This is a genomic window from Paenibacillus sp. OAS669, from assembly GCF_014873645.1.
Classification (GTDB): domain Bacteria; phylum Bacillota; class Bacilli; order Paenibacillales; family NBRC-103111; genus Paenibacillus_S; species Paenibacillus_S vulneris.
On record NZ_JADBDR010000014.1, the window covers coordinates 173,348 to 199,110 of the forward strand.

The 25,763-nt window shown below is 46.6% G+C and carries 20 protein-coding genes; 18 read left to right on the forward strand and 2 right to left on the reverse strand.

The genetic code is table 11. From position 1 onward, the window contains the following. Window positions 1-2: 2 nt before the first annotated feature. From GGC63_RS26065 to GGC63_RS26130, 14 genes are all read left to right on the forward strand, one after another. Window positions 3-905 carry a carbohydrate ABC transporter permease gene (locus tag GGC63_RS26065; protein ID WP_192704812.1) on the forward strand — a complete coding sequence of 301 codons (903 nt, stop codon included), beginning with the start codon at window positions 3-5 and terminating at the stop codon, window positions 903-905. A 13-nt stretch (window positions 906-918) separates the two neighbouring features. Further along, entirely contained in the window at window positions 919-2,136 is a 1,218-nt protein-coding gene (locus GGC63_RS26070; protein WP_192704813.1) for a sialidase family protein, read from the forward strand. 30 nt (window positions 2,137-2,166) lie between these two features. Continuing rightward, window positions 2,167-5,004 (forward strand): OmpL47-type beta-barrel domain-containing protein, encoded by a 2,838-nt coding sequence (locus GGC63_RS26075; protein ID WP_192704814.1) that lies wholly within the window; start codon window positions 2,167-2,169, stop codon window positions 5,002-5,004. 287 nt (window positions 5,005-5,291) lie between these two features. Further along, on the forward strand, window positions 5,292-5,735 hold the full coding sequence (locus GGC63_RS26080; RefSeq protein WP_225948505.1) for a cell wall hydrolase: 444 nt from the start codon (window positions 5,292-5,294) through the stop codon (window positions 5,733-5,735). A gap of 813 nt (window positions 5,736-6,548) precedes the next feature. Beyond that, complete coding sequence (locus GGC63_RS26085; protein WP_192704815.1) at window positions 6,549-6,893, forward strand: hypothetical protein; 345 nt, start codon at window positions 6,549-6,551, stop codon at window positions 6,891-6,893. A 75-nt stretch (window positions 6,894-6,968) separates the two neighbouring features. Next, a complete protein-coding gene (locus GGC63_RS26090; protein ID WP_192704816.1) occupies window positions 6,969-7,256 on the forward strand; it encodes a hypothetical protein in 288 nt (95 codons plus the stop codon). A 691-nt stretch (window positions 7,257-7,947) separates the two neighbouring features. Next, a complete protein-coding gene (locus GGC63_RS26095) occupies window positions 7,948-9,111 on the forward strand; it encodes a GntR family transcriptional regulator (protein ID WP_192704817.1) in 1,164 nt (387 codons plus the stop codon). A gap of 1 nt (window position 9,112) precedes the next feature. Next, on the forward strand, window positions 9,113-9,931 hold the full coding sequence (locus GGC63_RS26100; RefSeq protein WP_192704818.1) for an MBL fold metallo-hydrolase: 819 nt from the start codon (window positions 9,113-9,115) through the stop codon (window positions 9,929-9,931). Window positions 9,932-9,971: 40 nt separating this feature from the next. Next, window positions 9,972-11,078, forward strand: a complete 1,107-nt coding sequence (locus GGC63_RS26105) for an extracellular solute-binding protein (protein WP_192704819.1) — start codon at window positions 9,972-9,974, stop codon at window positions 11,076-11,078. Window positions 11,079-11,103: 25 nt separating this feature from the next. Further along, the gene (locus GGC63_RS26110) at window positions 11,104-12,111 is read left to right on the forward strand and encodes an ABC transporter ATP-binding protein (protein ID WP_192704820.1); all 1,008 of its coding nucleotides are present in this window, start codon (window positions 11,104-11,106) and stop codon (window positions 12,109-12,111) included. A 17-nt stretch (window positions 12,112-12,128) separates the two neighbouring features. After that, window positions 12,129-13,838 carry an ABC transporter permease gene (locus GGC63_RS26115; RefSeq protein ID WP_192704821.1) on the forward strand — a complete coding sequence of 570 codons (1,710 nt, stop codon included), beginning with the start codon at window positions 12,129-12,131 and terminating at the stop codon, window positions 13,836-13,838. 658 nt (window positions 13,839-14,496) lie between these two features. Further along, complete coding sequence (locus tag GGC63_RS26120; protein WP_192704822.1) at window positions 14,497-16,086, forward strand: spore germination protein; 1,590 nt, start codon at window positions 14,497-14,499, stop codon at window positions 16,084-16,086. 27 nt (window positions 16,087-16,113) lie between these two features. Then, window positions 16,114-17,349 (forward strand): Ger(x)C family spore germination protein, encoded by a 1,236-nt coding sequence (locus GGC63_RS26125; protein WP_192704823.1) that lies wholly within the window; start codon window positions 16,114-16,116, stop codon window positions 17,347-17,349. Between the two features lie 48 nt (window positions 17,350-17,397). Beyond that, window positions 17,398-18,495, forward strand: coding sequence for a GerAB/ArcD/ProY family transporter (locus tag GGC63_RS26130; protein WP_192704824.1), 1,098 nt, complete (start codon window positions 17,398-17,400; stop codon window positions 18,493-18,495). Here GGC63_RS26130 and GGC63_RS26135 read toward each other — a convergent pair. Together GGC63_RS26135 and GGC63_RS26140 are read right to left on the reverse strand one after the other, a co-directional pair. Further along, window positions 18,492-18,695 (reverse strand): hypothetical protein, encoded by a 204-nt coding sequence (locus GGC63_RS26135; RefSeq protein WP_412973895.1) that lies wholly within the window; start codon window positions 18,693-18,695, stop codon window positions 18,492-18,494. The genes GGC63_RS26130 and GGC63_RS26135 overlap by 4 nt on opposite strands. Window positions 18,696-18,741: 46 nt before the next feature. Continuing rightward, window positions 18,742-19,914 carry an MFS transporter gene (locus GGC63_RS26140; RefSeq protein WP_192704825.1) on the reverse strand — a complete coding sequence of 391 codons (1,173 nt, stop codon included), beginning with the start codon at window positions 19,912-19,914 and terminating at the stop codon, window positions 18,742-18,744. 81 nt (window positions 19,915-19,995) lie between these two features. Between GGC63_RS26140 and yeiL the strand changes: the two genes are divergently transcribed. The 4 genes from yeiL (at window position 19,996) to GGC63_RS26160 (ending at window position 25,631) form a co-directional block, all read left to right on the forward strand. Continuing rightward, window positions 19,996-20,667, forward strand: coding sequence for a transcriptional regulator YeiL (gene yeiL, locus GGC63_RS26145; RefSeq protein WP_192704826.1), 672 nt, complete (start codon window positions 19,996-19,998; stop codon window positions 20,665-20,667). A gap of 334 nt (window positions 20,668-21,001) precedes the next feature. Next, window positions 21,002-21,589, forward strand: a complete 588-nt coding sequence (locus GGC63_RS26150) for a DUF4062 domain-containing protein (RefSeq protein WP_192704827.1) — start codon at window positions 21,002-21,004, stop codon at window positions 21,587-21,589. Window positions 21,590-21,796: 207 nt separating this feature from the next. Continuing rightward, window positions 21,797-22,681, forward strand: a complete 885-nt coding sequence (locus GGC63_RS26155) for a hypothetical protein (protein ID WP_192704828.1) — start codon at window positions 21,797-21,799, stop codon at window positions 22,679-22,681. A 34-nt stretch (window positions 22,682-22,715) separates the two neighbouring features. Further along, a complete protein-coding gene (locus GGC63_RS26160; protein WP_192704829.1) occupies window positions 22,716-25,631 on the forward strand; it encodes a DUF4241 domain-containing protein in 2,916 nt (971 codons plus the stop codon). Window positions 25,632-25,763: the final 132 nt, after the last annotated feature.

Sequence of the window (25,763 nt, forward strand, 5' to 3'; positions counted from 1 at the left end):
CCATGAGCATCGTTGTGCGCAGAGGCAGGTCCGATAAGATCTATGATATTGTTAATTTTACCTTTTTGGCCGTACTATTCGTCATCGTGCTGTATCCGCTGTATTTTGTAGTTATCGCCTCCTTCAGTGACCCGTCTGCTGTTGGTACGGGGAGGGTCTTTTTATTCCCCAAAGGGTTTAATTTAAACGGGTATGAATTGATTTTTAACTATAAACAGCTATGGATCGGTTATAGGAACACCGTATTGTATACGATAGGCGGGACGGTACTTAGCGTCTCTCTGACGCTTATGACCGCCTATGCATTCTCACGGAAGGATATGGTTGGGCGGGGATTTATCGTTACCCTGTTCATCATTCCCATGTTCATTCACGGAGGCCTTATTCCCACCTATTTGCTTGTACGAAATTTGCATATGCTGGATAATCCGTTGACTGTCATTATTTTGGGCTGCGTCAGCATGTGGAATATCATCATCACACGAACTTTTTTTCAATCCACCATCCCTCACGAGCTGTTCGAAGCTGCAAAAATGGACGGATGTGGGAACATCAGCTATTTTACGAAGGTTGTTTTACCGCTTTCCAAGGCGATTATTGCCGTATTGGTCGTATTCGCTGCAGTCGGACAGTGGAATTCATTTTTCAATGCTCTAATCTACCTGAACGATAGATATTTGATCCCTCTCCAATTGGTGCTGAGAGAAATCCTGACAAGTCAGACGCAAATGATGCAGCAGCTTGAAATGGGAATTGGAGATCAGGATATGGCTCAAAAAACGTTTTTGGCTGAATCAGTCAAATATGGAATTATCATTGTTTCCAGCCTACCAGTGCTATGTATTTACCCTTTTGCCCAAAAATATTTTGTTCAAGGAGTCATGATCGGCTCGCTTAAAGGATAGGAGGTAGTTAGATATGAAACCGCTTGCGGACGAATTTATCAAAATATATGAATCGAGTGAGCCGTCATCTGTTTATTGCTATAGCCCGGGTCTCGTTCGGCTTGCCTCGGGGAGGCTGGTGGCGACCATGGACCTGGGAGGTCCCGGTATGAAGCAACCCATCGGAAAAATATTCACGTCGGATGACAAAGGGAAAACATGGGTTCATCGAGGGGATTTTCCGTTTGGCCACGCGAGGCCTTTCGTTGCGGGCGAATCCCTCTATATACTAGGCCATCATGGAGATCTAGCGATCATTCGCTCCGATGACGAGGGAGAATGCTGGACGGAACCGGTATCACTGACGAATGGAGAGCAGTGGCATCAGGCGCCATGTAACGTTCATTATGCGAATGGCTCTGTATATTTGGTCATGGAGAAGCATCTTTATGGCAAGATCGAAGTTTGGGGTGTCGGTGAATTGGCGCCTGTCCTAATGCGTGGCCAAACGGATACGGATTTGACGAAGGCCAATAGCTGGACGTTCGCTTCTGAGCTCGCCTTTTGTGACGCCGTTCCTGCTGCGGAGCTGGATTATTTCGGAGTTCCGTTCTTTCACACTGATCCGAAGCGGTATATTGATCTCGCACCGGGCAGGGGATGTGCACCAGCAGGGTGGCTAGAGACCAATGTGGTACAGTTTGTAGATCCCGACCACTATTGGCATGATCCGAGCGGACGAACGTTCCATTTATGGATGCGATCTCATACGGGAGGTAGCGGCTATGCCGCCATTGCCAAGGTCGTCGAGCAGGAGGACGGTTCGATGATCACAAAGCTGGAGCAGGTTCCTTCGGGGAAACGGATAGTGTACGTTCCTTGCCCGGGAGGACAAATGAAATTTCACATCCTCTATGACGATGTGACTCGTCTTTATTGGCTGTTGAGTACGCAGGCGACCGATAGTATGACTATAGCGGAACGGCTGCCAGCCGACCGTTACAATCTGCCGAACAATGAAAGGACGAGGCTGCAGCTGCATTTTTCCAAAAACTGCATCGATTGGTGCTTGGCCGGACTAGTGGCGGCAGGGCCTTCGGCCAGGCAGTCCCGTCATTATGCAGCTATGGCTATTGATGGGGAGGACCTCCATATCCTCAGCCGATCTGGCGATGAGCTGGCTTACAGTGCGCATAACAGCAATTTTATCTCCTTTCATACCGTCAAGCATTTTCGCGAACTCGTGTACTGAAGCAAGCTAATTTAGGGAGGGGATTTCTATATGAAACGTGCCCAAAAGAATGGCAGCACTTTACTTTATCTGTTCGTTGTGCTTTTCGTTATGCTTGCGGGAATTCCTGTTGCATCCGCCAACAACTATATGGATGTAGTAAAGTCGCAGATCGATTATTCCGATCCAAGTACGGGCGTTTACATTGGGAGTCCCAGCCTCGTGAAGCTCTCCGATGGGACGCTTCTTGCGAGTGATGACGATTTCGGACCGAATGCATCGAACAAAACCACCAAGGTTTTTCGTTCTTTGGATGATGGAGCCACCTGGACGCAAACGGCAACGATCGACGGTCAATATTGGAGCACGTTGTTCGAGCATAACGGGGCTGTTTATTTGCTGGGGACCAACTACAGCCTAGGCTCCATCGCCATCCGCAAAAGCGTCGACGGTGGTATCACCTGGAGCGATGCTTCCATTCTTTATCAAGGGGATGACAAGAATGTTAAATATCACACTGCGCCTACACCAGTGATTAAAGCGAACGAGCGCATCTATAAGGGCTTCGAGGTCTTATATCCATGGGGGATGTGGGCGTTTATCGTTTCCGCACCGGACACGGCGGACCTGATGAATCCTTCGAGCTGGACAAAATCGAACGAATCCGACGTCAATCTTTATATCGAAGGCAATGCCGTAGTCGGACCGGACGGTCAGGTGTGGGATGTGCTCAGACGCTCGGTAATCAACCGTGCCGGCATATACAAGCTCAGCGCGGACAACGAGACGTTTACCAAATACGGAGAATTTGACTTCCCCGGAGGAGATGTGAAGTTCACCATTCGTTACGACGCCGAATCCGGCAAATATATCGCACTCGTTAATGAGCATACCGACTATAACGTGACGCAAAACAATCAGCGTAACGTACTGTCGCTTATGTATTCGTCCGATCTTGTCCATTGGACGCGGGGCAAGCTGCTCATCCAAGAAGACGAGAACTTAAGCTGGGCGAATTCCACCGCGAAAGACGGCTTTCAATATGTCGATTGGCAATTTGAGGGCAACGATCTGATCTATGTGTCCCGCACTTCTTACAACGGTGCAAACTCCAAGCATAACTCCAATCGGCTGACGTTCCATCGCCTCGCCGATTTCCGGAATTATTTGCAGCCGGCCGAGTTAATCGGAGACTACTCCTTCAACGGCTACTCTCACGACGATTCTGCCCAGGGGAACGACCCGATCCGCATAGGCACGGGCGGGTATGCAGACGGTAAATATGGGCTAGCGATCTCGATGAAAGGTACGGATTCCCTCAACATGCATTACATGATCGGTAATGAAATAGCCAATGCCGATGCGGTTTCCGTCAGCGTATGGATCAACCCGAGCCTAATGCCCGCACAAGGCGCGCGTTATGATATTCTCAGCACGCGCATCGATGGCACGAATGAAGGGTTCGAGCTGATTGTCGACTCCGATGCAATACGGCTTGGAGCGCGAAGCGACAAGGTCGACAGCTACCAAAGTAAGAGCTTCAGCTTCAACAGCCCGAACTCGTGGCATCACGTCGTAGGGGTTGTTGATTTTAAAAATAAGGCAATCAAGCTGTATTTGGATAAAGTCGAGCAGTCCCCCGGCGGAACGTTCACGTTCAGCCAAGATTATTACCGGCGATATTCACCTTCTCAGGAGGATCGAGTCGGCATGAATCCTAGCGGCGGCAAAAACTTCTATGGCATGCTGGATGAATTGAAAATATACCGCAAAGCGCTGACACAGACGGAGATCGAGAGCTTGTACTATAATTTTGACATAACGGCTCCCGTTACTACCGCGACTGTTTCGCCGGCACAGCCAGACGGCACGAACGGTTGGTATGTGCATCCGGTCATGGTAACGCTGGCTGCCTCTGATAATGGCTCAGGAGTAGCTTCATCCGTGTACAGCCTGGACGGCGGAGCAGCCTGGCAGACGTATACGGGCCCCGTAACGTTCGATCGCGATGGCGAGTATGCGCTTAGCTATCGTTCGACGGATCATGCAGGGAATGTCGAAGCAGCGAAGACCATCTCGTTTAAGATCGACAGGACCGTGCCGACAGCGACGATTACATACGGTAAGGCGGCCGATGGACGAGTCGTTGCGACCCTCTCCCCAAGCGAACCGGTAACGATTACGAACAACGGGGGTTCACCTAGCTACAACTTTTATGATAATGACAGCTTCACCTTCGAATTTGTTGATGCAGCGGGTAATAAAGGGACGGCAATGGCTGCTGTGAACAATATCCCGTCCCCAAGCACGGGTGCACCTGGAAAGCTCGTTCTGTCCGATGATAATGGGCATGATACAGGCATTCAAGACGGCAATTACAACATCACCATGAATATGTGGTGGGGCAATAACGGTGAAATTTATAAATTGTATGAAAATGACATTCTGATCGATACCCAAACCCTGATGGACCGGTCGCCCAATGCGCAATCGACCGTAACGGCGGTGACCTACAAGAAGAACGGCTCGTACCGGTATTACGCCGAGCTGACCAACTCATACAGCACCACGAGAAGCGATGTTCGGACCGTCAACGTTACGCAAGCGGCTCCGGCCAAACCGATTCTATCTAACGATAACTGGGACGGGGATGGAAATTTCAGCCTCAGTATGAACATGTGGTGGGGAACGAACGGGACGACATACCGATTGTATGAGAACGGTATTCTTGTTGATACGAAGAAGCTTATAGGCGCATCGCCGCAAGCACAATCGGTGGTTACGGTGATTCAAGGCAAGCCGGTCGGTACGTACGAATACCGCTGCGAACTCGTCAATTACGCGGGGGCGACTTCGAGCGAAACGATGATCGTGCAGGTAACCAAGTAATCGTGCTTACAGTTTAGTTGAATAAAATGGATAAAAAAAATGACGACCACTAGGAATATTCCTTATTCCTTTTGGTCGCCTTTTTATTTTAACAGGGTGAGGAACAGGAAAGGGTTCGGGGTCTTTTGGGTTGCCCCCGATTAGAGCCATCCAGCGCTTACGTGAAACGTTACCTTAAAAAAGACATTGAGTTCACCTTATCGCTCTATATTTTGCTGCAAGGGTCATACATCCGCTTTACCTACAATATCATAAGTTTAGAGTGACAATCTAAAGAGGTGAGCCAATTGGCAGTCGTAAAAGCCAGGAAACAGGATATTGATATGCTGGCAAGGTTGCTTCGGGCTGAAGCTGAGACTGAGGGCGAAATGGGGATGCTCCTTGTTGGAAATGTTGGCATTAACCGAATAAGAGCGAATTGCTCCGATTTTAAAGGCATCCGGACAATTCCCCAAATGATCAACCAGGCGCATGCGTTCGAAGCGTTGCAACATGGTTTGTACTATCAAAATGCAAGAGATAGGGAACGCCGTCTGGCGCGACGGTCTGTGAATGGGGAGCGGAACTGGCCAGCCAAATTCTCCCTATGGTATTTCCGTCCAGGAACGTTCGAAAATCCAGGACCATGTCCGGAAACCTGGTATAATCAGCCGCTCGTAGGACGATTCAGGAAGCACTGTTTTTTTGAACCGACCGGGGAAGAATGTGAAAATGTATATAGAACGTTTTAGTTTTATAAACGAAAAGAGCCCAGGATCTCTTAATCTTGTCAAACAAAGAGGGTGCCCTCAGCCATTTTCATGGCTTTTGGGACACCCTCTTGACTTGCTCATGAAAATTCTCACATGCTAAATGATAATGACCACAAATGCTTGGTGGGGATTTAGTGGAGCAAACGAAAGCCAGTTTGCATTTTTGGTGAATGGAAACTGGCTTTCGTTTACCATGAACCTGATTTTTCTAAAGGAAACCGTTCTCTACAGTCGGATATGGGGTGGAAAGTGGAATGTCCCATTTACGACAAATATCTTTGAACCTCTCGTGAACGTTCTTTTTATTGTTTGTTTCATACCGCTGACAATGAGCTCAATAGTTGCTTTGTTTGCAGTTGAAAGGTAAACTACATGCCCGTCTGACACCTTTTGTCTTATCCAATTTTTGTCGAAGGTTGCCACCAATATCCGATTAGATACGGTGTGTGATTTTGAACTACTGCCATAAAATCGTGCCTCCTTCTGATATTTGTAATCATAATACGTTGGACGTAGTGGGGATGAAAGGGACACATGTGAATGAAAATTATTATATTTATGATTAGCTTGATTGGAAATTCAGTCCGTATTACATAGTTATTTGACCCTTTGAACCCCACAATAACTAAAGGAAATCTCTGGCAAAGTAGAGAAAGATTTTAGGAAAGGTAATTTTGCTAAAGGATTGTAAGTAAAAAATTGTTAAATAGAAAAAATTATAGTAGTATTTTAGGAGCAGTAAGCTAGTTATTGTTTTTAAATCATGAACCCTCTGAAAGGTAGATTGAGATTATGTTTAATAGAAAGTTGTGCATTTTAGTGCTGATGCTGGTGGCCACTGGGTGCGGAAAGTCCGTTGATGTAAAACACGAGGAAATGATCAAAACGACAAATACAGTACCAGAATTGAAGGAAAAGAAGATCGAGTTGGCTAAAACAGAGAATGGTATTATGCTACTTGCATATAAGCAAGCAGAGGGGGACTTATTTAAGGAGATTACCATCCAAACTAAGGAAAGAAGTAAAGTTTTTCCTTGGAGCACTTCAACAAACCCCACCTACTATCCGGTAGTTAAAGTTGGTGATTTCTATACGGACAATAAAGAAGAACTAGCTGTTATCCTTACAAAAGGCTAAGGAACGGGTGTTTTAGAACAGAAGGTTCATGTATTAAATGTAGCAGACCTTTCAGAAATTCCAGTTGAAAACCCTATGGACGCCGCATACAAACAGGTCCCTTCGAAAATTACCACTGCAGGCGACTCAGTTACGGTTGAACTAGAAATAAATAAAAAAAAGATTGAAAAAAAATACAAAAAATCAGATGCAGCTGCTTGGTTTGAAAAGGTTGGCTATGGAGCAATAACCGAGTATACATTTAAGGACAATAAGTTATTGGCAACCTTATCGGTAAATATATCTCCTGCAGAAACTGCAGGTAATTTAGTTGTGGAGTATGGTAACGATCTAAAAGTAAAGAGTATTACCTTTAAAGATTGAGTAATCAAAAGAGGAACCTTTTACTGCCTGGAAAAACGATTTCTCCCGGTAACCCTGTTATGCCCATCACACGATCCCCCGGCTTGAAATGACCCGCTTTTCCGCCAACCTCTTTTACTTTAACCTACTGGATAATGCAGTAAAATTCTCTCCACAGGTTTGAGAAATACATATCCGAATTTATGATACGACCGACCAAGTATTCGTTCTGATCAGCGATAAAGGACCGGGTATTCCATTGGAAAAACAAAAGTATGACTTTTTGATAAATTTTATCAAGGTGCGAAGTTGCACATCTTCTGAACTAATCACGATAATTTGAAAGGGAGCTCCTTAAATGAGGAGTTCCCTTATTTCGTGGTGTTCTATTAACCCTGCCATATATTAGCGATTATCTGATATATCCTGATATAAATATAACGATATATTAAGATAATATTAACAATATCAAGTGATTTACAAGATCTCAAAATATATATCATTGATTATGTCAGTGACATAAAGTAAGCTCGATTTAGATCACCAATCTGGGGCACGCTTCATACGGGGTCGAGAAAAATTTGAACCAGCTGCAAGGCTTCTAAAGTACCACAGCGGCGTATGCAGTCTATGGACAAATGTCCGAATGATAACGCTTCCTTTTTTTTGCAGCTCCGTTCGTTACTATCGTTTAAACAAAGGATGACCATGGATGAAAAATGTACGTGTGATGAAAAAACCGAATCAACAGCTATATTTGCAAATTGCGGATAAGGTGATGGAGATCATCCATAGCCGCAGGCTCCAGCCGCATGATCCGGTGCCGTCGGAAGGGGAGCTGGCGAAGCTGTTCGGTGTCAGCCGGATGACAAGCAAGCTGGCGCTGGAGCGTCTGGCGGAGCAGGGGATGGTGTACCGCCTGCCCAGAAGGGGGACCTTCCTGGCGGTCCAACAGGACTATGAGCCTGACAGCCGTACTCTTCAGGAGGTCAGCAAGCCGGACCGGGAAGATGTGAACCGTAGCAGGCAAGTCGCTTTGGTGGTGCCGCATCTGTCCGATTACACATCGAAGATCATCGCCGCAGCGGAGCTTGAGGCCAGGAAGCATGATTGCGATCTGATATTGAAGATCAGCAAGAATAAAGACGACGAAGACCGCTGTTTGCAGAAGCTGGTGGAGGGTGGGATCGACGGCATCATTTTATTCCCCCAGGGGCGCAAGACGTGCAGCGACCACGTGCTGAGATTGAAATTGCAGCAGTTTCCGCTTGTGATTATCGACCGGATTTTCCGTGAGGTTCAGATTGACTGCGTCTACCACGATCATTACCGGGGCTCCTACGAGATGACCCAATATTTGATCAAGCAGGGGCACCGGGAGATCGGATATACCTCAAACGCGATAGATAATATCACGAGCAGGGAGGAGCGATATCAAGGATACATCCAGGCGCTGCTCGATCATGCAATTCCTGTTAAAACTCAGCACATTCATTTTCGAAGCGTGCTATGCGATCCTAGCCGGATGAATGAAAGGGACCCTGAGCAGGAACAATTTCTCCAGGATAATCCGCAGATAACCGCTCTATTATGCGGAGATGACCATGTCGCCATTTCTACCTTGAATACGGCCTTGAGCATGGGAATCCAGGTCCCCGACAAGCTGTCGATCGTCGGATTCTCGGATATTCAGCTGTCGGCGCTAACGGCTGTTCCGCTTACTACGGTGAGACAGGACACAGAAAAGCTTGCGCTATCGGCGTTCAATCTCATTATGAAGCGAGTTAACCAGTCTCAGGAGAAACCGATAACTATCAAAATTCAAACAACAATCGTAGAGAGAAAATCTGTTCTCAAAAACGACCAGGAGGTTTAAGATGAAGATTCATTTTCTTGGAACTGCCGCCGCGGAGGGATTTCCCAATGCCTTTTGCCGCTGCGAGTATTGTGTCCGGGCTCGGCAGCTTGGCGGAAAGAACATCCGGACGCGAAGCTCGGCGATTATAGACGATGTCATTAAATTCGATTATTCGCCGGATTCCTATATGCAGTCGCTGCGCGACAACATCGATTTTAGTGCGATTGAGCACCTGCTGGTGACTCACACGCATATGGACCACCTCAATGCACTCGATCTGGAATGCCGGAGAGCGGGTATCGCCCATAACCTGGATCGCCCGCTTCATATTTACGGAAACGATGCGGTCATGTATCACGTGCGCACTGCCATCGGACGTTTTGAGGGCGAACGCTTCGCCTTCCATCTGCTCCGCCCGTTCGAGACGATCACTGTAGGGGATGCGCGTGTGACCCCGTTGCTTGCCGATCACGACCGGATGGAGACCTGCCTGTTGTATGTGGTGGAGAAGCAAGGCAAGAAGCTTCTGTACGGTCATGATTCCGGCTGGTTCCCGGAATTGACCTGGACCTGGCTCCAAGGGAAGCAGCTGGATGCGGCTATCCTGGATTGTACGCATGGCTACACGGGGAAATCGCGCGACCGTAACCATATGTGTATAGAGACCGTCCTCGAAGCTCAGCGTGAGTTTCATAAGGGAAACATCTTGAAAGAGGACGGCCGTATTATCGTCACGCACTTTAGCCATAATTCAAGGCTTCTTCACGATGAGTTCGTAGAAATCTTTAAGCCATCTGGAGTCGTGGTAGCCTACGACGGAATGATCCTTCACATTTAGATTAACCAAAATCAACATACACCCAAAGGAGAGTCGAACAATGAAGAAAACAATGGTAAGCCTGTCTCTTTTATCGGTATTGTGCCTTGCTGTAACAGCTTGTGGCGGGGGCGGCAGCAATAACGCTGGAAGTACGCCTCCGGCCGCCGCGCCTTCCGCGTCTGCACCTGCTGCGAATGAACCCGTAAAGAACGAGAAGCTGATCGTTTATACGAATGCAAACTCAGACGGCCGCGGAGAGTGGCTGATTGAGAAAGCGAAGACAGCCGGCTTCGAGATAGAGTTAGTAGGGGCGGGAGGCGCCAACCTGACAAACCGCCTGATTGCCGAGAAGAACAACCCGATCGCCGACGTCGTCTTTGGCTTGAACAACATGCTGTACGAGAATCTGAAGAAGGAAAATGTCCTGACCAAATACGTTCCGAAATGGGCCGGAGATGTGGAGCCGGGACTGAACGATCCGGAAGGTTATTACCATGGACTTGTAAAGCAAGCGATCCTGCTCGGCTATAATCCGAAAAACTTCACCCCTGAAACGGCGCCTAAGGATTGGACCGATCTTTACAAAAATGACGCCTTTAAGGGCAAGTACGAGGCTCCGACTTTGCTTGGCCAAATTACGCCGCAGCTTGTCGTGGCAGGCATCTTGACCCGTTACAAGGATTCGAAGGGGGATCTCGGCATTGCCAAGGAGGGTTGGGATGAAATCAAGAAGCTCTATGACAACGGCGTTAGAGCGGTTGAAGGCGAAGACTTCTACGCCAATCTCGCCAGCGGCAAAACGCCGCTTGGAGCTGTCGTTTCCGGTACGCTGAGCAAGAAGGAAGAGCAGTATAAAGTGAAGGCCGGCATCGTAAGCCCGTCCTTCGGCGTTCCGATGATTGTCGAGCATGCGGCGATCGTTAAGGGTACGAAGAAGATGGCAACGGCCGAACGTTTCGTTGAGTGGATGGGATCGGCTGAGGTGCAAGGAGAGTTCGCCGCCAAGTTCAATGCTATGCCTGCAAATACGAAAGCGGCAGATAAAGCGTCCGATTCCGTCAAAGCCCTTTATTCCTCGCTTAAGGCGCAGCAGCTTGATTGGGGCTTCGTCGCTGACAACATCGGCAAATGGGTAGAAAAAATCGAATTGCAGATCATGAAATAATACGAAAAAAGGATCAGGGATAACGATGATAACCTTTCGCGATATACAAATTAAATTCGGACAATTTCATGCGATTAAAAACCTGAATCTCCATATCAACGAAGGCGAATTCTTTACGTTTCTCGGGCCGTCCGGCTGCGGGAAAACGACGATTCTGCGGAGCCTGGTCGGCTTTATCAAGCCGACCAGCGGACAGATTATGCTGGCTGAAGCGGATATTACCCACGTGCCTATCGAAAAAAGAGGTATCAGCATGGTGTTCCAAAGCTACGCCTTGTTCCCGACGATGAATGTGTATGAGAATATCGCTTTCGGGATGCGCGTCAAGAAGGCTTCCAGGGAAGAGGTTGACCGGGAGGTCAGAGATATCGCCCGGAAGGTGGATCTGAAGGAGGAACAGCTGTTCAAGAAAGTATCTGAGCTGTCCGGCGGGCAGCAGCAGCGGGTCGCGATAGCGAGGGCGCTGGTCCTGAAGCCGCGTATTTTGGCGCTCGATGAGCCCTTGTCCAACCTGGACGCCAAGCTAAGAGTGCAGCTCCGCAACGAGCTGAAGTTTTTGCAGAAGAAATTCGGCATTACGACGATCTATGTCACCCACGACCAAGAGGAAGCGTTAACCTTATCCGACCGGATTGCCGTCTTCAACAGCGGAGTCGTGGAGCAGGTGGGTACCCCTCAGGAGGTATATAATCAATCGCAGACGGAATTCGTTTGCAACTTCATCGGGGATATCAACAAAATCGATCCTCGCATTATTGAGAACAGCAGGTTGAGGGAGTATGTCGGCGCCGGTAAAGTAGCGTATATCCGCAATGAGAAGGTCAGCCTGCTGCCTCTTCCGGGCGAGGATGTCGTGACGCTCGAGGGAACGATTGCAGAGCAAGAATTTTATGGACTGTACAGCAAATATTTGATTGAGGTGTCCGGTGGGGGCGTGCTGAAGACGATTGAGAAGGAAAGCGGCTTCGCGAGCCACAAGGTCGGCGATAGCGTCCGGCTGCACATCTTGGCCGGAGACATTTTACAGTACTAGGGAAGGAGGAAGCGGGTTTGAACACAGAAAGATTAAGAAAAACGTTATCATCCTTCAACCCGGCCGCAATTATTTTCTACGGGCTGATTGCCTGGTTCGTCATAGCATTTCTGATCTATCCCAATATCAATATTTATTACGAAATCTTCTTCAAAGGCGGCAAGCTTTCGTTCGGAGCAGCCGAGAAGCTTCTATCGTCCGAACGCGCTATGCGAAGCTTGTACAACAGCTTTATTCTAGCGGTGTCCCTGGTTTTTACGGTCAATGTCGTCGGCGTTACGCTGGTTTTGATTTCCGAATATTTTGATATTAAAGGCGCGAAGGTGTTAAGGCTCGGGTACTATACAACCTTGATCTACAGCGGCGTGGTACTCGTGTCGGGATATAAGTTTGTATATGGCGAGAACGGCTTTATGACCAAGCTTTTGGCCGGGATTTTTCCTTCCTTTGATACGACGTGGTTTCATGGATATTGGGCGGTGCTGTTCGTGATGACCTTTGCGTGTACGTCCAACCACGTTCTCTTTTTGAGCAATGCCATCCGTAAAATCGATTTTCAAACCGTCGAGGCGGCCAAAAACATGGGAGCGTCTACCTTCTATATTTTGCGGCGGGTAGTGCTTCCGGTTCTCAAGCCCACGATGTTTGCGCTCACGATTCTGATCTTTCTGACGGGTCTTGCCGCCACATCTGCTCCTCTGATCCTCGGCGGGGTAGAATTCCAGACGATCACGCCTATGATCCTGACGTTCGCTAACAGCACGTCCTCCAAGGATTTGGCAGCGCTGCTGGCGCTCATTCTGGGCCTAGCTACGCTGGTGCTGCTCACGCTGATGATCCGTTTCGAGAGAAAGGGCAACTTCATGTCCGTCTCCAAAGTAAAGTCAGAGCTTGTCAAGCAGAAGATCGACAGCAAGCTCGCGAATATAGCCGTACATGTTCTGGCGTATTTCTTATTTCTCATTTATATGATCCCGGTAGTGCTGATTGTCGTGTTCTCCTTCACGGATGCGCACAGCATCTCCACAGCAACGCTCGATATCCGCGGATTTTCCTTGAACAATTACATGCAGGTGTTCTCCAGTATGTCCGCGTTCAAGCCTTATCTCGTGAGTATCATCTATGCGGCGGCCGCATCCGCTGCCGTGGTCGTATTAGCTTTGATGGCATCGCGAATTCTGCATAAATACCAGAACAAGTGGACGCTTGCCTTGGAATACTCGCTGCTCATCCCGTGGATGCTGCCTTCGACTCTCATTGCCATCGGCCTTATCGTCACGTTCAACACGCCGAGATGGATCATCGGCAATTCGGTTCTGGTCGGTACGGTCTGGATGCTGTTCATAGCCTATGTCATCGTGCACATTCCGTTCACGCTGCGCATGGTAAAGGCGTCCTTCTTCAGTCTGGACAGCAGCCTGGAGGATGCGGCGAAGAACCTGGGAGCGAAGTCCTTCTATACGTTCCGAAAGGTTCTGCTGCCGATTATTTTGCCATCCACACTGGCGGTATTCGCCCTTAACTTCAACGGCATTCTGGCGGATTATGACCTCACCGTATTCCTGTATCATCCGCTCTACCAGCCACTCGGAATCGTAATCAAAAACAGCACCGACGCCCAGGCACTGGCTGATACCAAGGCGTTAACGCTGGTCTATTCCGTCATCCTGATGGTCATGTCAACCATCACGTTATATTTCGTCTATGGAAGAAAAAGTAAATCCTAGTAAAACACATAGAAACCTGCCGCAATCCCATCATGGGGGGTGCCGGCAGGTTTTTTAAAACGGAATGACATTTGTTTCCGGACCGGATTTCGGGCTCACAAAGCAGGATATTTTGAACGTGCGCTCCGTCAGTGTGATAGGTATGATGCTGTCCCCGCTGTCCGGACGGTTGCCCGGTTGCTTCGCTATTCCATTTATTAGCCGATAACACCTTTTAAAGAAACGGCCATCCCGCAAAGGATGACCTTAGTATTTGCCGTTACTATTACATCTGCTCGCGGTATCTCTTGCGGGCTTATTTTTGTTTCCTAATAAGAGGAGCAATGGCTGGAAACAGCATGATGCATAACAAGACAATTAAAACGACATATTCCGAATCTGTCATAATTTGAAAAGGACTAATTGAATTTCTTATGGATACGGAAAGCTGAAGCCCCATGAGTAAATCGACTATGACAACAAAGCACATATTGATTATTAAAAACAAGATAAAGTAACCAATAGTTCCTATGCAAATCACACCTGTCCATTAAAATTTCTGTATACAGAATCACGTTTAGTATTGGAAAATGGGTGCGCTCCAATACATTTCTGGAAAGGTATAGAAACAAATTCAAATGTGAATAAATACTTGTATTAAGAACGGAGGGATTTCATTATGTTTGATTGGAGGCGATTTCGTAAACATAAAACTATAGAAGTGCAAAACCAGAATGAAGAAATGCTTGGTTATATAAATGAAAGCACTTTATATGTTAGTTTAGAACATAACCTTCAACAAATAATGCAGGAGTTTGGAAATAGTCCCGATGTAAAAATTCGGGAGTTTGCGATTGGAAGTCCAGGAGTTCGAGCAGCAGCAGTTTTTATCGACAATTTAACTGATAAAACGATAGTCGATGATTTTGTTATGCGCTCCTTGATGATTGACACCGCCAAAGAGGCTATCAAAGAAACGGCATCGGGTAAGGATGTCTTTGAGTTCATAAAAAATCATGCTTTTGTTCTGGGAGAAGTCCAAGTAATTAAAAATTGGAAAGGATTCATGTTGTCCTTATTATCCGGCAATACGCTTATCTTGATTAACGGCACGAATGAAGCCATCAGCGGCGATACGAGAGGCGGGAAATTGAGAGACCCATCGGAACCGACTTCACAGGTAGTCATTCGTGGGCCTAAGGATGGTTTTACTGAAAATTTAGCCACTAATGTGTCTCTTATACGCCGTCGTATTAAAAGCCCCCATCTATGGCTTGAGTCTAAAAGCATCGGCAGTGTCACACAAACAACGGTAGCGATCATGTATATCCAAGGAATCGCCAACGATCAACTTGTCCAAGAAGTCAGACAAAGGTTGAATGGCATCCGGATTGACGGTATTTTGGAATCCGGTTATATCGAAGAATTAATTCAGGATCAGCCGTTCAGTCCATTCCCGACCATTTACAGCACCGAACGGCCAGATGCTGTGGCCGCGAATCTGTTGGAAGGCCGAATAGCTGTATTGGTAGACGGAACTCCGTTTGTCCTTGTTTTACCGACGACATTTTTTTTGTACTTTCAATCCGTTGAAGATTATTACCAAAGTTTTTATATTGGGACGGCAGTTCGCATGTTAAGGTTGCTATCTTTTTTTATTTCATTATTAGGACCTTCCATCTATATTGCCTCCATTACCTTCCATCAGGAAATGATCCCCAGCCCGCTATTGGTCAGTTTAGCCGCACAAAGGGAAGGCGTTCCTTTCCCCGCTTTTATCGAGGCCTTAATGATGGAGACCAGTTTTGAGATATTGCGGGAAGCCAGTGTCCGTATGCCGCGGACAATCGGTCAAGCAGTGTCGATAGTTGGCGCAATTGTGCTGGGACAAGCGGCTGTACAAGCGGGGATTGTCTCTTCAGCAATGGTGATCGTAGTCTCAATAACGGGGATCGCCAGTTTTGTTATTCCGGCTTTTACCATGGAAATTTCGGTGCGTTTGCTCCGATTTGTTTTCATGTTTTTGGCTGCGACCCTCGGATTCTACGGAGTCGCGGTCTGTAACATCATACTCGTTGCTCATCTATGCAGTTTGCGTTCATTTGGGGTTCCCTATTTGGCTCCGTTGGCTCCATATATTCCGGCTGATCAGAAGGATGCGGTGATCCGCCTGCCGTTATGGTCATTTCTAACACGTCCCCGGTTAATGAACCAAAATAAAATCACCCGAATGGGGAAAGGTAACAAGCCGTCCCCCCCGAAGGGATAGAACAGTATAAACACGAGGAGGGTGTGGATGAAATCTGAACGAGTTTTCCGAATCATCGTGTTGTTGGGGATGACCCTGCTTCTTGCCGGGTGTTGGAACAGAAGAGAGCTTAAGGAACTGGCTATTGTTTCGGCCATAGGGATTGATAAAACAACAAAAGCAAATGAGGTTAAAGTAACCTTTCAAATAATTAATCCAAGTACCGTAGCAACCGGAATAGCAGGAGGGGCAGGAGGACAGCAGCCTGCTCCTGTTACAGTTTATTCGGGAACAGGGGAAACCTTATTCGAAGCCATACGCAAAACTTCACAAAAAGTACCGCGTCAGCTTTTTTTCGCACACATGCAGCTGCTGATTTTAGGAGAATCGTATACAAGAGAAGGAATCCAGGATTTATTCGATTTTTTAGAGCGTTCCGATGAAGTCCGTCTCACTACGTTAGTTCTCGTGGCAAGAGAGAGCGAGGCTGAGTCGCTTATCAGGATTCTTACTCCACTCGAGAAAATTCCGGCAAATTCGATTGCAGGAAAAATAAAAACCTCATCAAAAGTTTGGTCTGAAAGCATAAAAGTCGAGATGGATGAAGTGATAAGATCTTTGGTAAGCAAAGGAGACCCGATGATCACCGGGGTAAAAATAGCCGGGGACCCGAAAGCTGGAAATAAGACCACAAATATAAAGCAGACTAATCTTCCCGCCCAACTGGATATATCAGGAATCGCCCTTTTTAAAAATGGAATGTTAAAACGATGGTTGGAAGGAGATGAAGCAAGGGGGGCCGTTTGGCTTACGAATAAAATGAAGAGCACCATCATCGACCTTGATTGTAACGAGAGGAAGGATGCCGTCGGCATTGAAATTGTTCGTTCCCATACGGATATTAAAGCAGAAATTCAGGAGCGGGAAAAACCTGTATTTCATATCTCCATACGGGAAGAAGGGAATATAAGCGAAGTCAGATGCCCGCCGATGGATATAAGTAAAGTGGAGGAAATCATGTTCTTGGAGGCTAAATGGAAAACCAAGACAAGGAAGGAAGTTTTGGCAGCACTAAAGGCCGCACAAAATGAAAGAAGCGATATATTCGGTTTCGGGGAGGCTGTTAATCGGGCAAATCCGAAAGCTTGGAAGGAAATGAAGCAAGATTGGGGCGCGATTTTTGCCGAAAGTAAGATTGATGTCAAGGTAGATGCGTACATTCGTCGTTCGGGAATGCGATTGAAACCTTACATGTCTGAACATGAAGGAACCGCGAACGAGTAGAGGTTTCAAGGCTTCAAAGCGGGAGGAAAGGAACAAGGTACTGGCGATATGGAAAATGCGAAGATGAATGTTAGGCAATTGTTTGCCTTAATTGTTTTATTTGAATTCGGGACCGCCATTGTTTTACCGATTGGATTTGTATCGCAGCAGAGCGTTTGGATCTCCATCTTATTAGCTTTAATCGGTGGCGTTCTGCTATTTACTATATATGATTTTCTGTATCGTCAGTACCCTACAATGCCTCTTAGCGGGTATATCCGGAAAATATTCGGCAAATATGTCGGCTGGCCGGTATGTCTCGTATATCTCGGATTTTTTATATATAATGACGCGAGAGTTTTGCGTGAAACCGGCGAGCTCTTGGTAACTACTGTATACGACCAGACACCACTATTCATAATCAATGCTTTGTTGATGATAGCGGTTATTTACGTATTGTATAATGGCATAGAAGTGCTGGCAAGAACAGGAGAAATCCATTTGTTGTTCATGCTGATAATTGGCGTTCTAGGCATTGTAACCGTGTTATTTTCCAATATTATGGACTTGAAACATCTGCTTCCTTTAGCCGGTGCAGGGTGGAAGCCAATCGTGGAGTCAGCGTACCGCAACATACTCATGTTTCCCTTCGGTGAAATGATAAGCTTTGCAACGATTCTTCCCTATTTGAATAAAATCCAGTCGGGGAGGAAGACGGGGATATTCGCGCTGATATGCAGCGGCCTCATTCTAAGTTTCACGCATGCTTTAGAGATCGCTGTGCTTGGGCCTGATATATATAGCCGTTCCACCTTTCCATTATTTTTAACCATCAGCAAAATCAACATAGCGGATTTTTTGCAGCGAATGGATGCTATCGTCATTCTTACTTTGATCATTAATGCTTTCTTTAAATGCGCAATTACTTGCTATGCTGCAATGATCATCGCTGCAGATTTATTCCAACTGAAGAAACCGCAAAAGTTGGCATTGCCCATAGGAATAACCATACTTTTATCGTCGATGATGACGGCAGGTAGCTGGACGGAATTTGAACAAGAAGGGAAACAAGTTATTATAGGGGTGTTCTTGCCTCTTCTAAGTATTATCATACCTGTCTTGCTACTTGTGGTCCATCTTATTCGGAAGAGATTCGGTCTGTATTAATAAGTTAATATTCGGAGGAGATCACCGAGTTTTTGAATCTCATAAGTTGGAACAAGATCAGTGCTGCTTGGCTTCATTTCGGGATTAAACCAACATGTGTCTATTCCGGCTTGTTGTCCGCCCTTAATATCTGAACTTAAGGAATATCCGATAATTAATGCTTGCTTCGCCATCAAAATTAGGGATTCTTGCGAATACATAATCAAAAACTCCTTCATTGGCTTCCATTTCCTGTTTTTGTTAGGTCTAAATAGAACTTAAAGCTTTCTTTCTAAGTTCCAGTTTTCGATATCCAAGCGCAAGCACCATGGAGGGTATGGTACAAACAATCATTCCGATAAAGGCATACCTAGGCTCGATTTCGTATAAATAGCCGCCGAAAATTGTGAATATGGCAGTACTCCAGCTAAGTGCAAGCGCTGAATACATGCCTTGAGCTTTCGGAATCTGCGCGGGTGGAATCTGTTTGATCAAATATTTCATAAATGCATAATGCGCCATTGCAAATGAGCATGCATGCAAGGTTTGCGCAATACAGAATACGATCACATTAGGAAAAGAAAATACTAGTAACCATCGTATGGATGAACCTAGCGCCGCAAGTGCCAACAAGGAGCCAACCGAAAACCGCTGAAAGCGTTTGTCAGCAACGGAGAAGAAAATGATCTCTGCGATTACGGCAATATTAAGAATTAGTCCAATCAAGTATTTTGGTGCATGGATTTCCTGTAAAAAGATATAGCCGTAGCTGTAATAGGAGGCGTGTGCCGCTTGTAATAAAATCACGATAACAAGGACTAACCCGAAGTGTTTTATGCGGAATAAGCTCATCATTCCGTGTTTTTTATTCTGATCCATGCTCGGAATTTCCGATAAAACGACGGGGAAATGCTGGAAACCTAGTAATAGGAATATCAGCGTCCCAACTAACAGGGACCATAAGATGACTTCATCACCCATTGCCCCTGTAAACAAAGTTAAGATCATGCCAGCCATAACAAATCCGATCGAACCAAAGGAGCGGCTCTTGCCGTAATCCCTTAATTGTTTATTTTGTACAAGTGTACTAGCTGCACTATCTAATGCTGGCATTAATGCTGGATAAAAGAAATGTAGAAGCAGGGTAGCCAAAAGTAAGCCGGTAAAGGAAGTTGCAGGGATATAACTCAAAAGGCTGATGATTGTACCAATGGCCATTGTATTTAATAATCTTTTACTACTGAATTTTTCCGAGAAATAAGGAAATACGGCCATCGTAGAGAGACCTCTAGCACCCAATCCTAAGCTCATAATCAAACTAGCCTGTGAAACGGTAATCCCTTTTGTATGAATCATCCATCCGGTCCAATACGGTAGAAAAATACCCCATGTCATAAAAAAACTAAAAAACTGACTACTCATCCAACGTTGTGTGTTCATTTGTTCTCACCCCATTGGTTGCATAATATCATGGTGATTCTTACAATAATATGAGATATCTCATGTTCAAAAAGGTGATATATGGAGATTTATAAAAATGGAAAAAGACAGAGCTATCTGAAAGAACACTCCATCGCACATATATTTTCATTTCCGGTCGAAGAGTTTTTACAAATCCACGAATATCAGCGTGATGAATGGATTATTCAAGAAGGCATGCGACCGGATTGTCTATTTTATATTATGGAGGGAAAAGCAAAAATCTATGTGACACATCAAAATGGGAAAGTTTCCTTAATTAATTTTATCAGCGCAAACGACTACATAGGGGAAATGGAATTATTACATGATGTGTACTATACAAAAGGGATTCAAGCCTCAACCAAGACCATTTGTTTTGCTCTTCCTATTCATCGCTATCGCGCACAATTGCTGGAAGACTCAAAATTTCTACGTGAATTAACCAAGTTTCTAAGTGCAAAGGCAACACTTATGGCTGCAAAGTACTCTCAAAGTCTTGCTTTCCCGCTTGAAAACCGGCTTGCGGATTTTATTTTGGAAACTGCAGATGAAGGGGTTTATAAGGAGAAACACGTCACCGTTTGTGATTATTTAGGCACATCGTATCGGCACTTATTGCATGTATTAACACAATTTTGCGATAAAGGGTATTTGCAAAAGAAAGGACGGAACTATCAAATTAAACAGTACCATTCCCTATATGAACTTGCTCAGGTATTGAAGCATAAGTAGTCATGCAATATGGTACCTTCGGAAAGAAAGACAAAATAGATTAATTCTGCTGGGTATTTTTATAAATGTGCTGTGTAATAAAGAGCGCTATGCGAACCAGGGCTTCCAATTTTGCTCTGCCGATAAACGCAATAGACGCCGCCTCAACTCCGCTATCCAGAAGCTTACGGTAGGCCGCAAGCGCATCATCAAGTGCACAGGAAACGGATGTCGAGTGAGATAGATCGATGCCGGTCCTGCTGACTAGATTCGCTGTAAGGTTCGGCTGTTCTGTTGACATATAAAGTTAAAAAGTGGTACGATTTTTCATAAATTCATTATATATAGGTGGCTTATGAGAAAAAAATTGCAAGTCTACATTTGTTCTACTTATTACGATTTGATTGAGGAAAGACATGCCGCTGTTGAAGCTGTACTTAATAACGGTCACATCCCTGTTGGAATCGAGCAATTTTTCAATGAACGACAACTAAAAACGATAAAGAGATCCATTGATGACTCTGATGTATTTGTCCTCATTCTCGGAGGATTTTACGGTTTATTGCTTCGTGACGAATCAAAGAGTTATACGCAGTGGGAATATGATTATGCCGGAGAAATCGGCAAACCCAGATTTGCTATTGTTGTTACGGATGAAGCCTTAAGACAGAAGCCATATGACTTTACAGCAATAGAACACTATCAGAGGTTCCAAGAGTTTAAGCAAACTGTATTTGAAGAAACGCCTACATATTATGCTGAAAATGAATTGCACGTTAAATATGTTATTCAAGAAAAAATGAAGGAGTTTGCGGGAAGGGACGATTTGTCCGGATGGTATTCCGGCAAGGATATCCCGGATGTGAAACAGTTAATGGAAGAGAATGTACGTTTGCTGAAAGAGAACGCAAAGTTACGCGCAGAGTTAGGGAAAAATGATTAAGCGAATACGTCCTTTCAAGCACGGGCTAACACTCATTTTATGGCGTCAGCCCGCTTTTTTATGTTTCAGAAAGATGCTGCTGTGCGCTGTCCGGCTGTCACGTTGCAACCATAGCAGAGATTTCGATAACATTCATATGACAACATGATAAAATATGTTTTATTCTGACTTTATCAGACTAATAGAAAGGACTGAAGTTTGGTGGGTATGCACGAAATAGAAGGCGCTGTCGATGGCGCTGTTCTTGTATTGGATGAAAGTCCCCTTGGCGAAGGATTGGATCTGCGCTCTTTTTACCACTCCCTGGCATGCTTTGTAAATAGATGGGACGCTTCGTTCCAGCATTTTCACGTTCTCGCGCCTTTGTTGAAACATAGGTATACCTATGCGTTTCCGGTAACGGAGCACCCTGAGTATGAGCGGCATAAGGCGTACTTCGACGGGTTGAGCAAGCAGAAATATCTGCTGCTTCATCCTGACCGCGAGTGGGACGAGGAGACAAACCCCGATGCAGGCATCTACTGCCATCCGATGGAAGCTTGGGGAGAGAGCTATTTGGACCAGATACCGGATCATTTGCGAAATGTCGGCATGATGTATTTTGATGCGGGCAGCGAGCTGTGGCAGCTGTTTGTGGACGCGGGCAAATTGAACGGCAAAGATGCGGAACCGCCTCGGGACATTCCTTTGGAGGAGATCATCAGCACGACGCTGACAGAAGCGCGCAAACAAAGTCATACGATTCTGATCAGCATCTGGTATCCGCTAATGGCAGCCTATGCCATCTTGAATGCGATGGATACGGCTTGGCAAGCCGAGCGCACGGAGATCGGCATGTCGCAGGACGGATACAGCGCCCAAGCGGTAATGGCAAATCCGCACTTTCAAGCGATTCGGAACGTAGTGATTGAAACCCGCGCATACGAATACAACAACGATTACGGTCTTACCCGATTGCCGGCCGAGAAGGAGTTTGAAACAGGATTCGAAGTGCTCGGCGGCGATTTATCGGAGCAGGGCTGGGGGCAGTTTCTCGACTGGTGGTATGCGCCACTAAAGAACATGTATGTGGAAAAACGGAATCAGGCATAGCCATACAAACGTAACAGCATGGAGGTATCGGAATATGAATAATCGACATCAAATCGTTCCGCTGCTTCAGGTGAAGGATAAGCTGCCAAGCGATAGTTTGAGTTATTATGTCTGGATCGAGCGGAGGCCGGAAAGACAGGAACAAGAGTTTGTCGCCTACTTCTCCGGGGATACCACGCTGGAGAGCTTGGATCTGGATGCGCCACTGGGCAACGAACAGATAAGTATAATCCTAGTTGACGGCAATCTGACAGTAAACAATTACATTTATAACGAAAACACGGACGGCGCTGCGGGACTGATCGTGATCGGGCATCTATCCGCTAAAAATATTCTGGTGGGCGGCCAGCAAATCTATGTGAACGGCAGTCTGACGGTACAAGAACTGTTCTGGGGCGATTACAACCACGGGCAACTAGCCGTAAAAGGAGACGTAAATGCGACGGTCTTTGCAGAAACGGAAGAGTATCACGTGGAAATTGCAGGATCGCTGAATAGCAGACAGCATCTTAAGCAATATGATGAGCAATGGTACTTGCCGGGTTTAGACATCGTGGCGCTGGAGAAGTGGCTCGTCGAGGAGCTGTATGCCGCGGATGAAGAAGAATGCTGGCTAATCCGGGGAAGCGATGTGCTGCAGCATCTGAAGGCCGGGAAGTCGCTGTTGAAGGTACAGAGCGAGGATTCATTGCTTCAGCCTGAGGATGATTTGCAGAAGCTGCGAGCAACGGTCACGGTTCAAGCGATCGAAGAGATTTTGGCTTTGCCGCTTGTGCAGGAGAAATACAACGATTATTACGATATGGATAAGGACGGATACTGGTACTTGAACCTGTTTCTCGGCTTTCGTCTGCCGAAGCCAGGCTTATCCGCGCGCGTTGTGATTGGGGAAGAGATCGTTAATGAAGACGGCGAAGACGATCTTTTCTTTTTCCATTACGATATTGCCGTTGACGAACAGGGAGACAAAACGGTCGCCCTGTATTATCAGGAAGGTAACGGGCATGAAAAAGAGTTAAAGCCGCTGCCGCCCGACGACACGAATATGCTGAAGAAAGCTCTTCGCCATTTCAAGCGCCTTGTCGCAAAGGTCCGGGCCGACAACAAACAATATGTGAAAGAGAAAGACCGTCAAATAGCCGAGAGCGATGCCTTTAGGATAAAAAAGGAACAGTTTATGAAGGACCTTGCGGAGCAGGAGGATCTTGTCGATCGGACATGCACACTGCTTGGGCATACGTTCCGCGTCATCACCGTGAAACAGGCGGATCGTATTTTGAATGCGATCGTTCATCCCGCGCACAATACTCCGCTGTACGATATCTTTGGCAGCGCCTTGCTGCATCTTAACGATAAGCACCCGGTTTATTATTTGCTTTCGAAAGAAAACGCGCATCTGCAGCGGCTGGATATGAAGCAGCTGGCGGAGGAGGCGGAGCGGCTCCATGTATCGATTGCAGGTTACATATTTGCTGCGAATGTAGTGGTAGACACCTATATTACAGCATATGATATCGATCATTCGCCGCCAATGGTCGTGTTCGGCGATCTGACCGCAAAGCACATCGCTTTGTTTGGTGCCTCTTTCTATGTTAGCGGGAACGTGAGCTGCGAATGCTTGTATGGCGATTACAACCATGGTCAATTGATCGTAGCCGGCCGCCTGGAAGCCGATGCGGTCATTGCCAACGATTTCGTTATGCATATCGGGACAATCGGCAGCAATGTGCTCATATCTCACAACAATATACATGGCATCGACAAACTGGAGAATGAGAGCGGCTCAATGATCGAGCGATGGACGCTGTACCCTTCAACACATCGCGCCAAGGATGTATTGTATGACATTTTGATTGATTACGATGCCTCGCCGGAAGGCCTTTGGCCGGATCGAAGCAAGCTCCTTGCCTGCTTTGAAGAAGGGTTGCCGGTGATCAACGAGGAGAAGCTGACGCAAACCTATGCGTCTTTTGCCGAAGAGCTCCCCGCCACATTTTCCGAAATTTTTCACAGAACGAGTCCGGATAGCTCAGGAGTATACAGAATCAAAGCAGACGATGCCGGGAGCTGCTTTTTCTACCAAAATCATAAGCAGGATTGGCAGCAGGTAGGATTTATCGACGGCGTGCAATTTTATATTTTGAGGGTCACTCGGTATATGAATGACGAGGAGTGGCAAATGTCGTACGATGTCTACAATGATAAATGGGAGATGCAGTGCCAGTTTCAAACCGCTCCAGAGGATCACTACACATCGACGCTGGCTGTGAAAAAAAGGTTCCGCGATGCGCTGCAAGCGCTGCGCGGCCAACGAATGCCGGGAGCGAGGCTGCTGGACATACTCAGAGCAGGGGAAGATCACCCGGAGGTGCGGCAAATCGTTCGTTTGCCCGATTTATACGTGCCTACCGGCAGCATTGTCGCCACCGATCCGCTCGCAAACATGGCAAGGCCGGCATTTTCGCGCCGTACGCCTGTCGGAATGTTTCCGGTCAACTTGTATATAGAGCAGCAATACGGTTGGATTTGCTGCGCCGAAATCCGCTTTTCCGACGATGAGATCGCGGCTTGGGAAATGGCGGTGCTGCCCGGGCAGAAGCTTGAAGAATTAATAGCCGGGGAAATATACGGCTATCCGGTCGATGCGGGACTCGGCTGCTTTATGGATGAGGAAAGCGCGCAACGGTTCAGGGAACACCAACAGCAACTCACGGAGCAGCTAGGCGAAGCATACGACAATTATTATGACGATTATCTAAGTGAGCTTTTGGAAGGGGACGAAGCGGTCAGTTCGGATTACTGCAACGCGGTTCCTTATCCGGGACAGCCGCATAATGCTGCCGTATTCAGATCCGGATGGGGCGACGGGTTCTACGCCTCCTACTTCGCCTTGAACGAAAAAGGTGAAGTTGTGCGGCTCATAACCGATTTCGCATGCTTAGGGGAATGATTTTTCCATCATTATCCAATAGAAAAAGCTTGAGCAAGGGACTGTTGACAAACGTATCAATTTAATAGGTTTTTTGGAGGGCCGTGTAGAATTTATTTCTATACGGTCTATTCTTACTTGGGGGGGGATTTT

Excerpts from the sequence above, each read along its gene's own strand:
- GGC63_RS26070 (WP_192704813.1), top strand. The coding sequence starts at position 919 with ATGAAACCGCTTGCGGACGAATTTATCAAAATATATGAATCGAGTGAG.
- GGC63_RS26100 (WP_192704818.1), top strand. The coding sequence starts at position 9,113 with ATGAAGATTCATTTTCTTGGAACTGCCGCCGCGGAGGGATTTCCCAAT.
- GGC63_RS26110 (WP_192704820.1), top strand. The coding sequence starts at position 11,104 with ATGATAACCTTTCGCGATATACAAATTAAATTCGGACAATTTCATGCG.
- GGC63_RS26150 (WP_192704827.1), top strand. The coding sequence starts at position 21,002 with ATGAGAAAAAAATTGCAAGTCTACATTTGTTCTACTTATTACGATTTG.
- GGC63_RS26160 (WP_192704829.1), top strand. The coding sequence starts at position 22,716 with ATGAATAATCGACATCAAATCGTTCCGCTGCTTCAGGTGAAGGATAAG.
- GGC63_RS26090 (WP_192704816.1), top strand. The coding sequence starts at position 6,969 with ATGGACGCCGCATACAAACAGGTCCCTTCGAAAATTACCACTGCAGGC.
- GGC63_RS26075 (WP_192704814.1), top strand. The coding sequence starts at position 2,167 with ATGAAACGTGCCCAAAAGAATGGCAGCACTTTACTTTATCTGTTCGTT.
- GGC63_RS26125 (WP_192704823.1), top strand. The coding sequence starts at position 16,114 with ATGAAATCTGAACGAGTTTTCCGAATCATCGTGTTGTTGGGGATGACC.
- GGC63_RS26105 (WP_192704819.1), top strand. The coding sequence starts at position 9,972 with ATGAAGAAAACAATGGTAAGCCTGTCTCTTTTATCGGTATTGTGCCTT.
- GGC63_RS26130 (WP_192704824.1), top strand. The coding sequence starts at position 17,398 with ATGGAAAATGCGAAGATGAATGTTAGGCAATTGTTTGCCTTAATTGTT.
- GGC63_RS26065 (WP_192704812.1), top strand. The coding sequence starts at position 3 with ATGAGCATCGTTGTGCGCAGAGGCAGGTCCGATAAGATCTATGATATT.
- yeiL (WP_192704826.1), top strand. The coding sequence starts at position 19,996 with ATGGAGATTTATAAAAATGGAAAAAGACAGAGCTATCTGAAAGAACAC.
- GGC63_RS26140 (WP_192704825.1), bottom strand. The coding sequence starts at position 19,914 with ATGAACACACAACGTTGGATGAGTAGTCAGTTTTTTAGTTTTTTTATG.
- GGC63_RS26135 (WP_412973895.1), bottom strand. The coding sequence starts at position 18,695 with ATGTATTCGCAAGAATCCCTAATTTTGATGGCGAAGCAAGCATTAATT.
- GGC63_RS26120 (WP_192704822.1), top strand. The coding sequence starts at position 14,497 with ATGTTTGATTGGAGGCGATTTCGTAAACATAAAACTATAGAAGTGCAA.
- GGC63_RS26155 (WP_192704828.1), top strand. The coding sequence starts at position 21,797 with ATGCACGAAATAGAAGGCGCTGTCGATGGCGCTGTTCTTGTATTGGAT.
- GGC63_RS26095 (WP_192704817.1), top strand. The coding sequence starts at position 7,948 with ATGAAAAATGTACGTGTGATGAAAAAACCGAATCAACAGCTATATTTG.
- GGC63_RS26085 (WP_192704815.1), top strand. The coding sequence starts at position 6,549 with ATGTTTAATAGAAAGTTGTGCATTTTAGTGCTGATGCTGGTGGCCACT.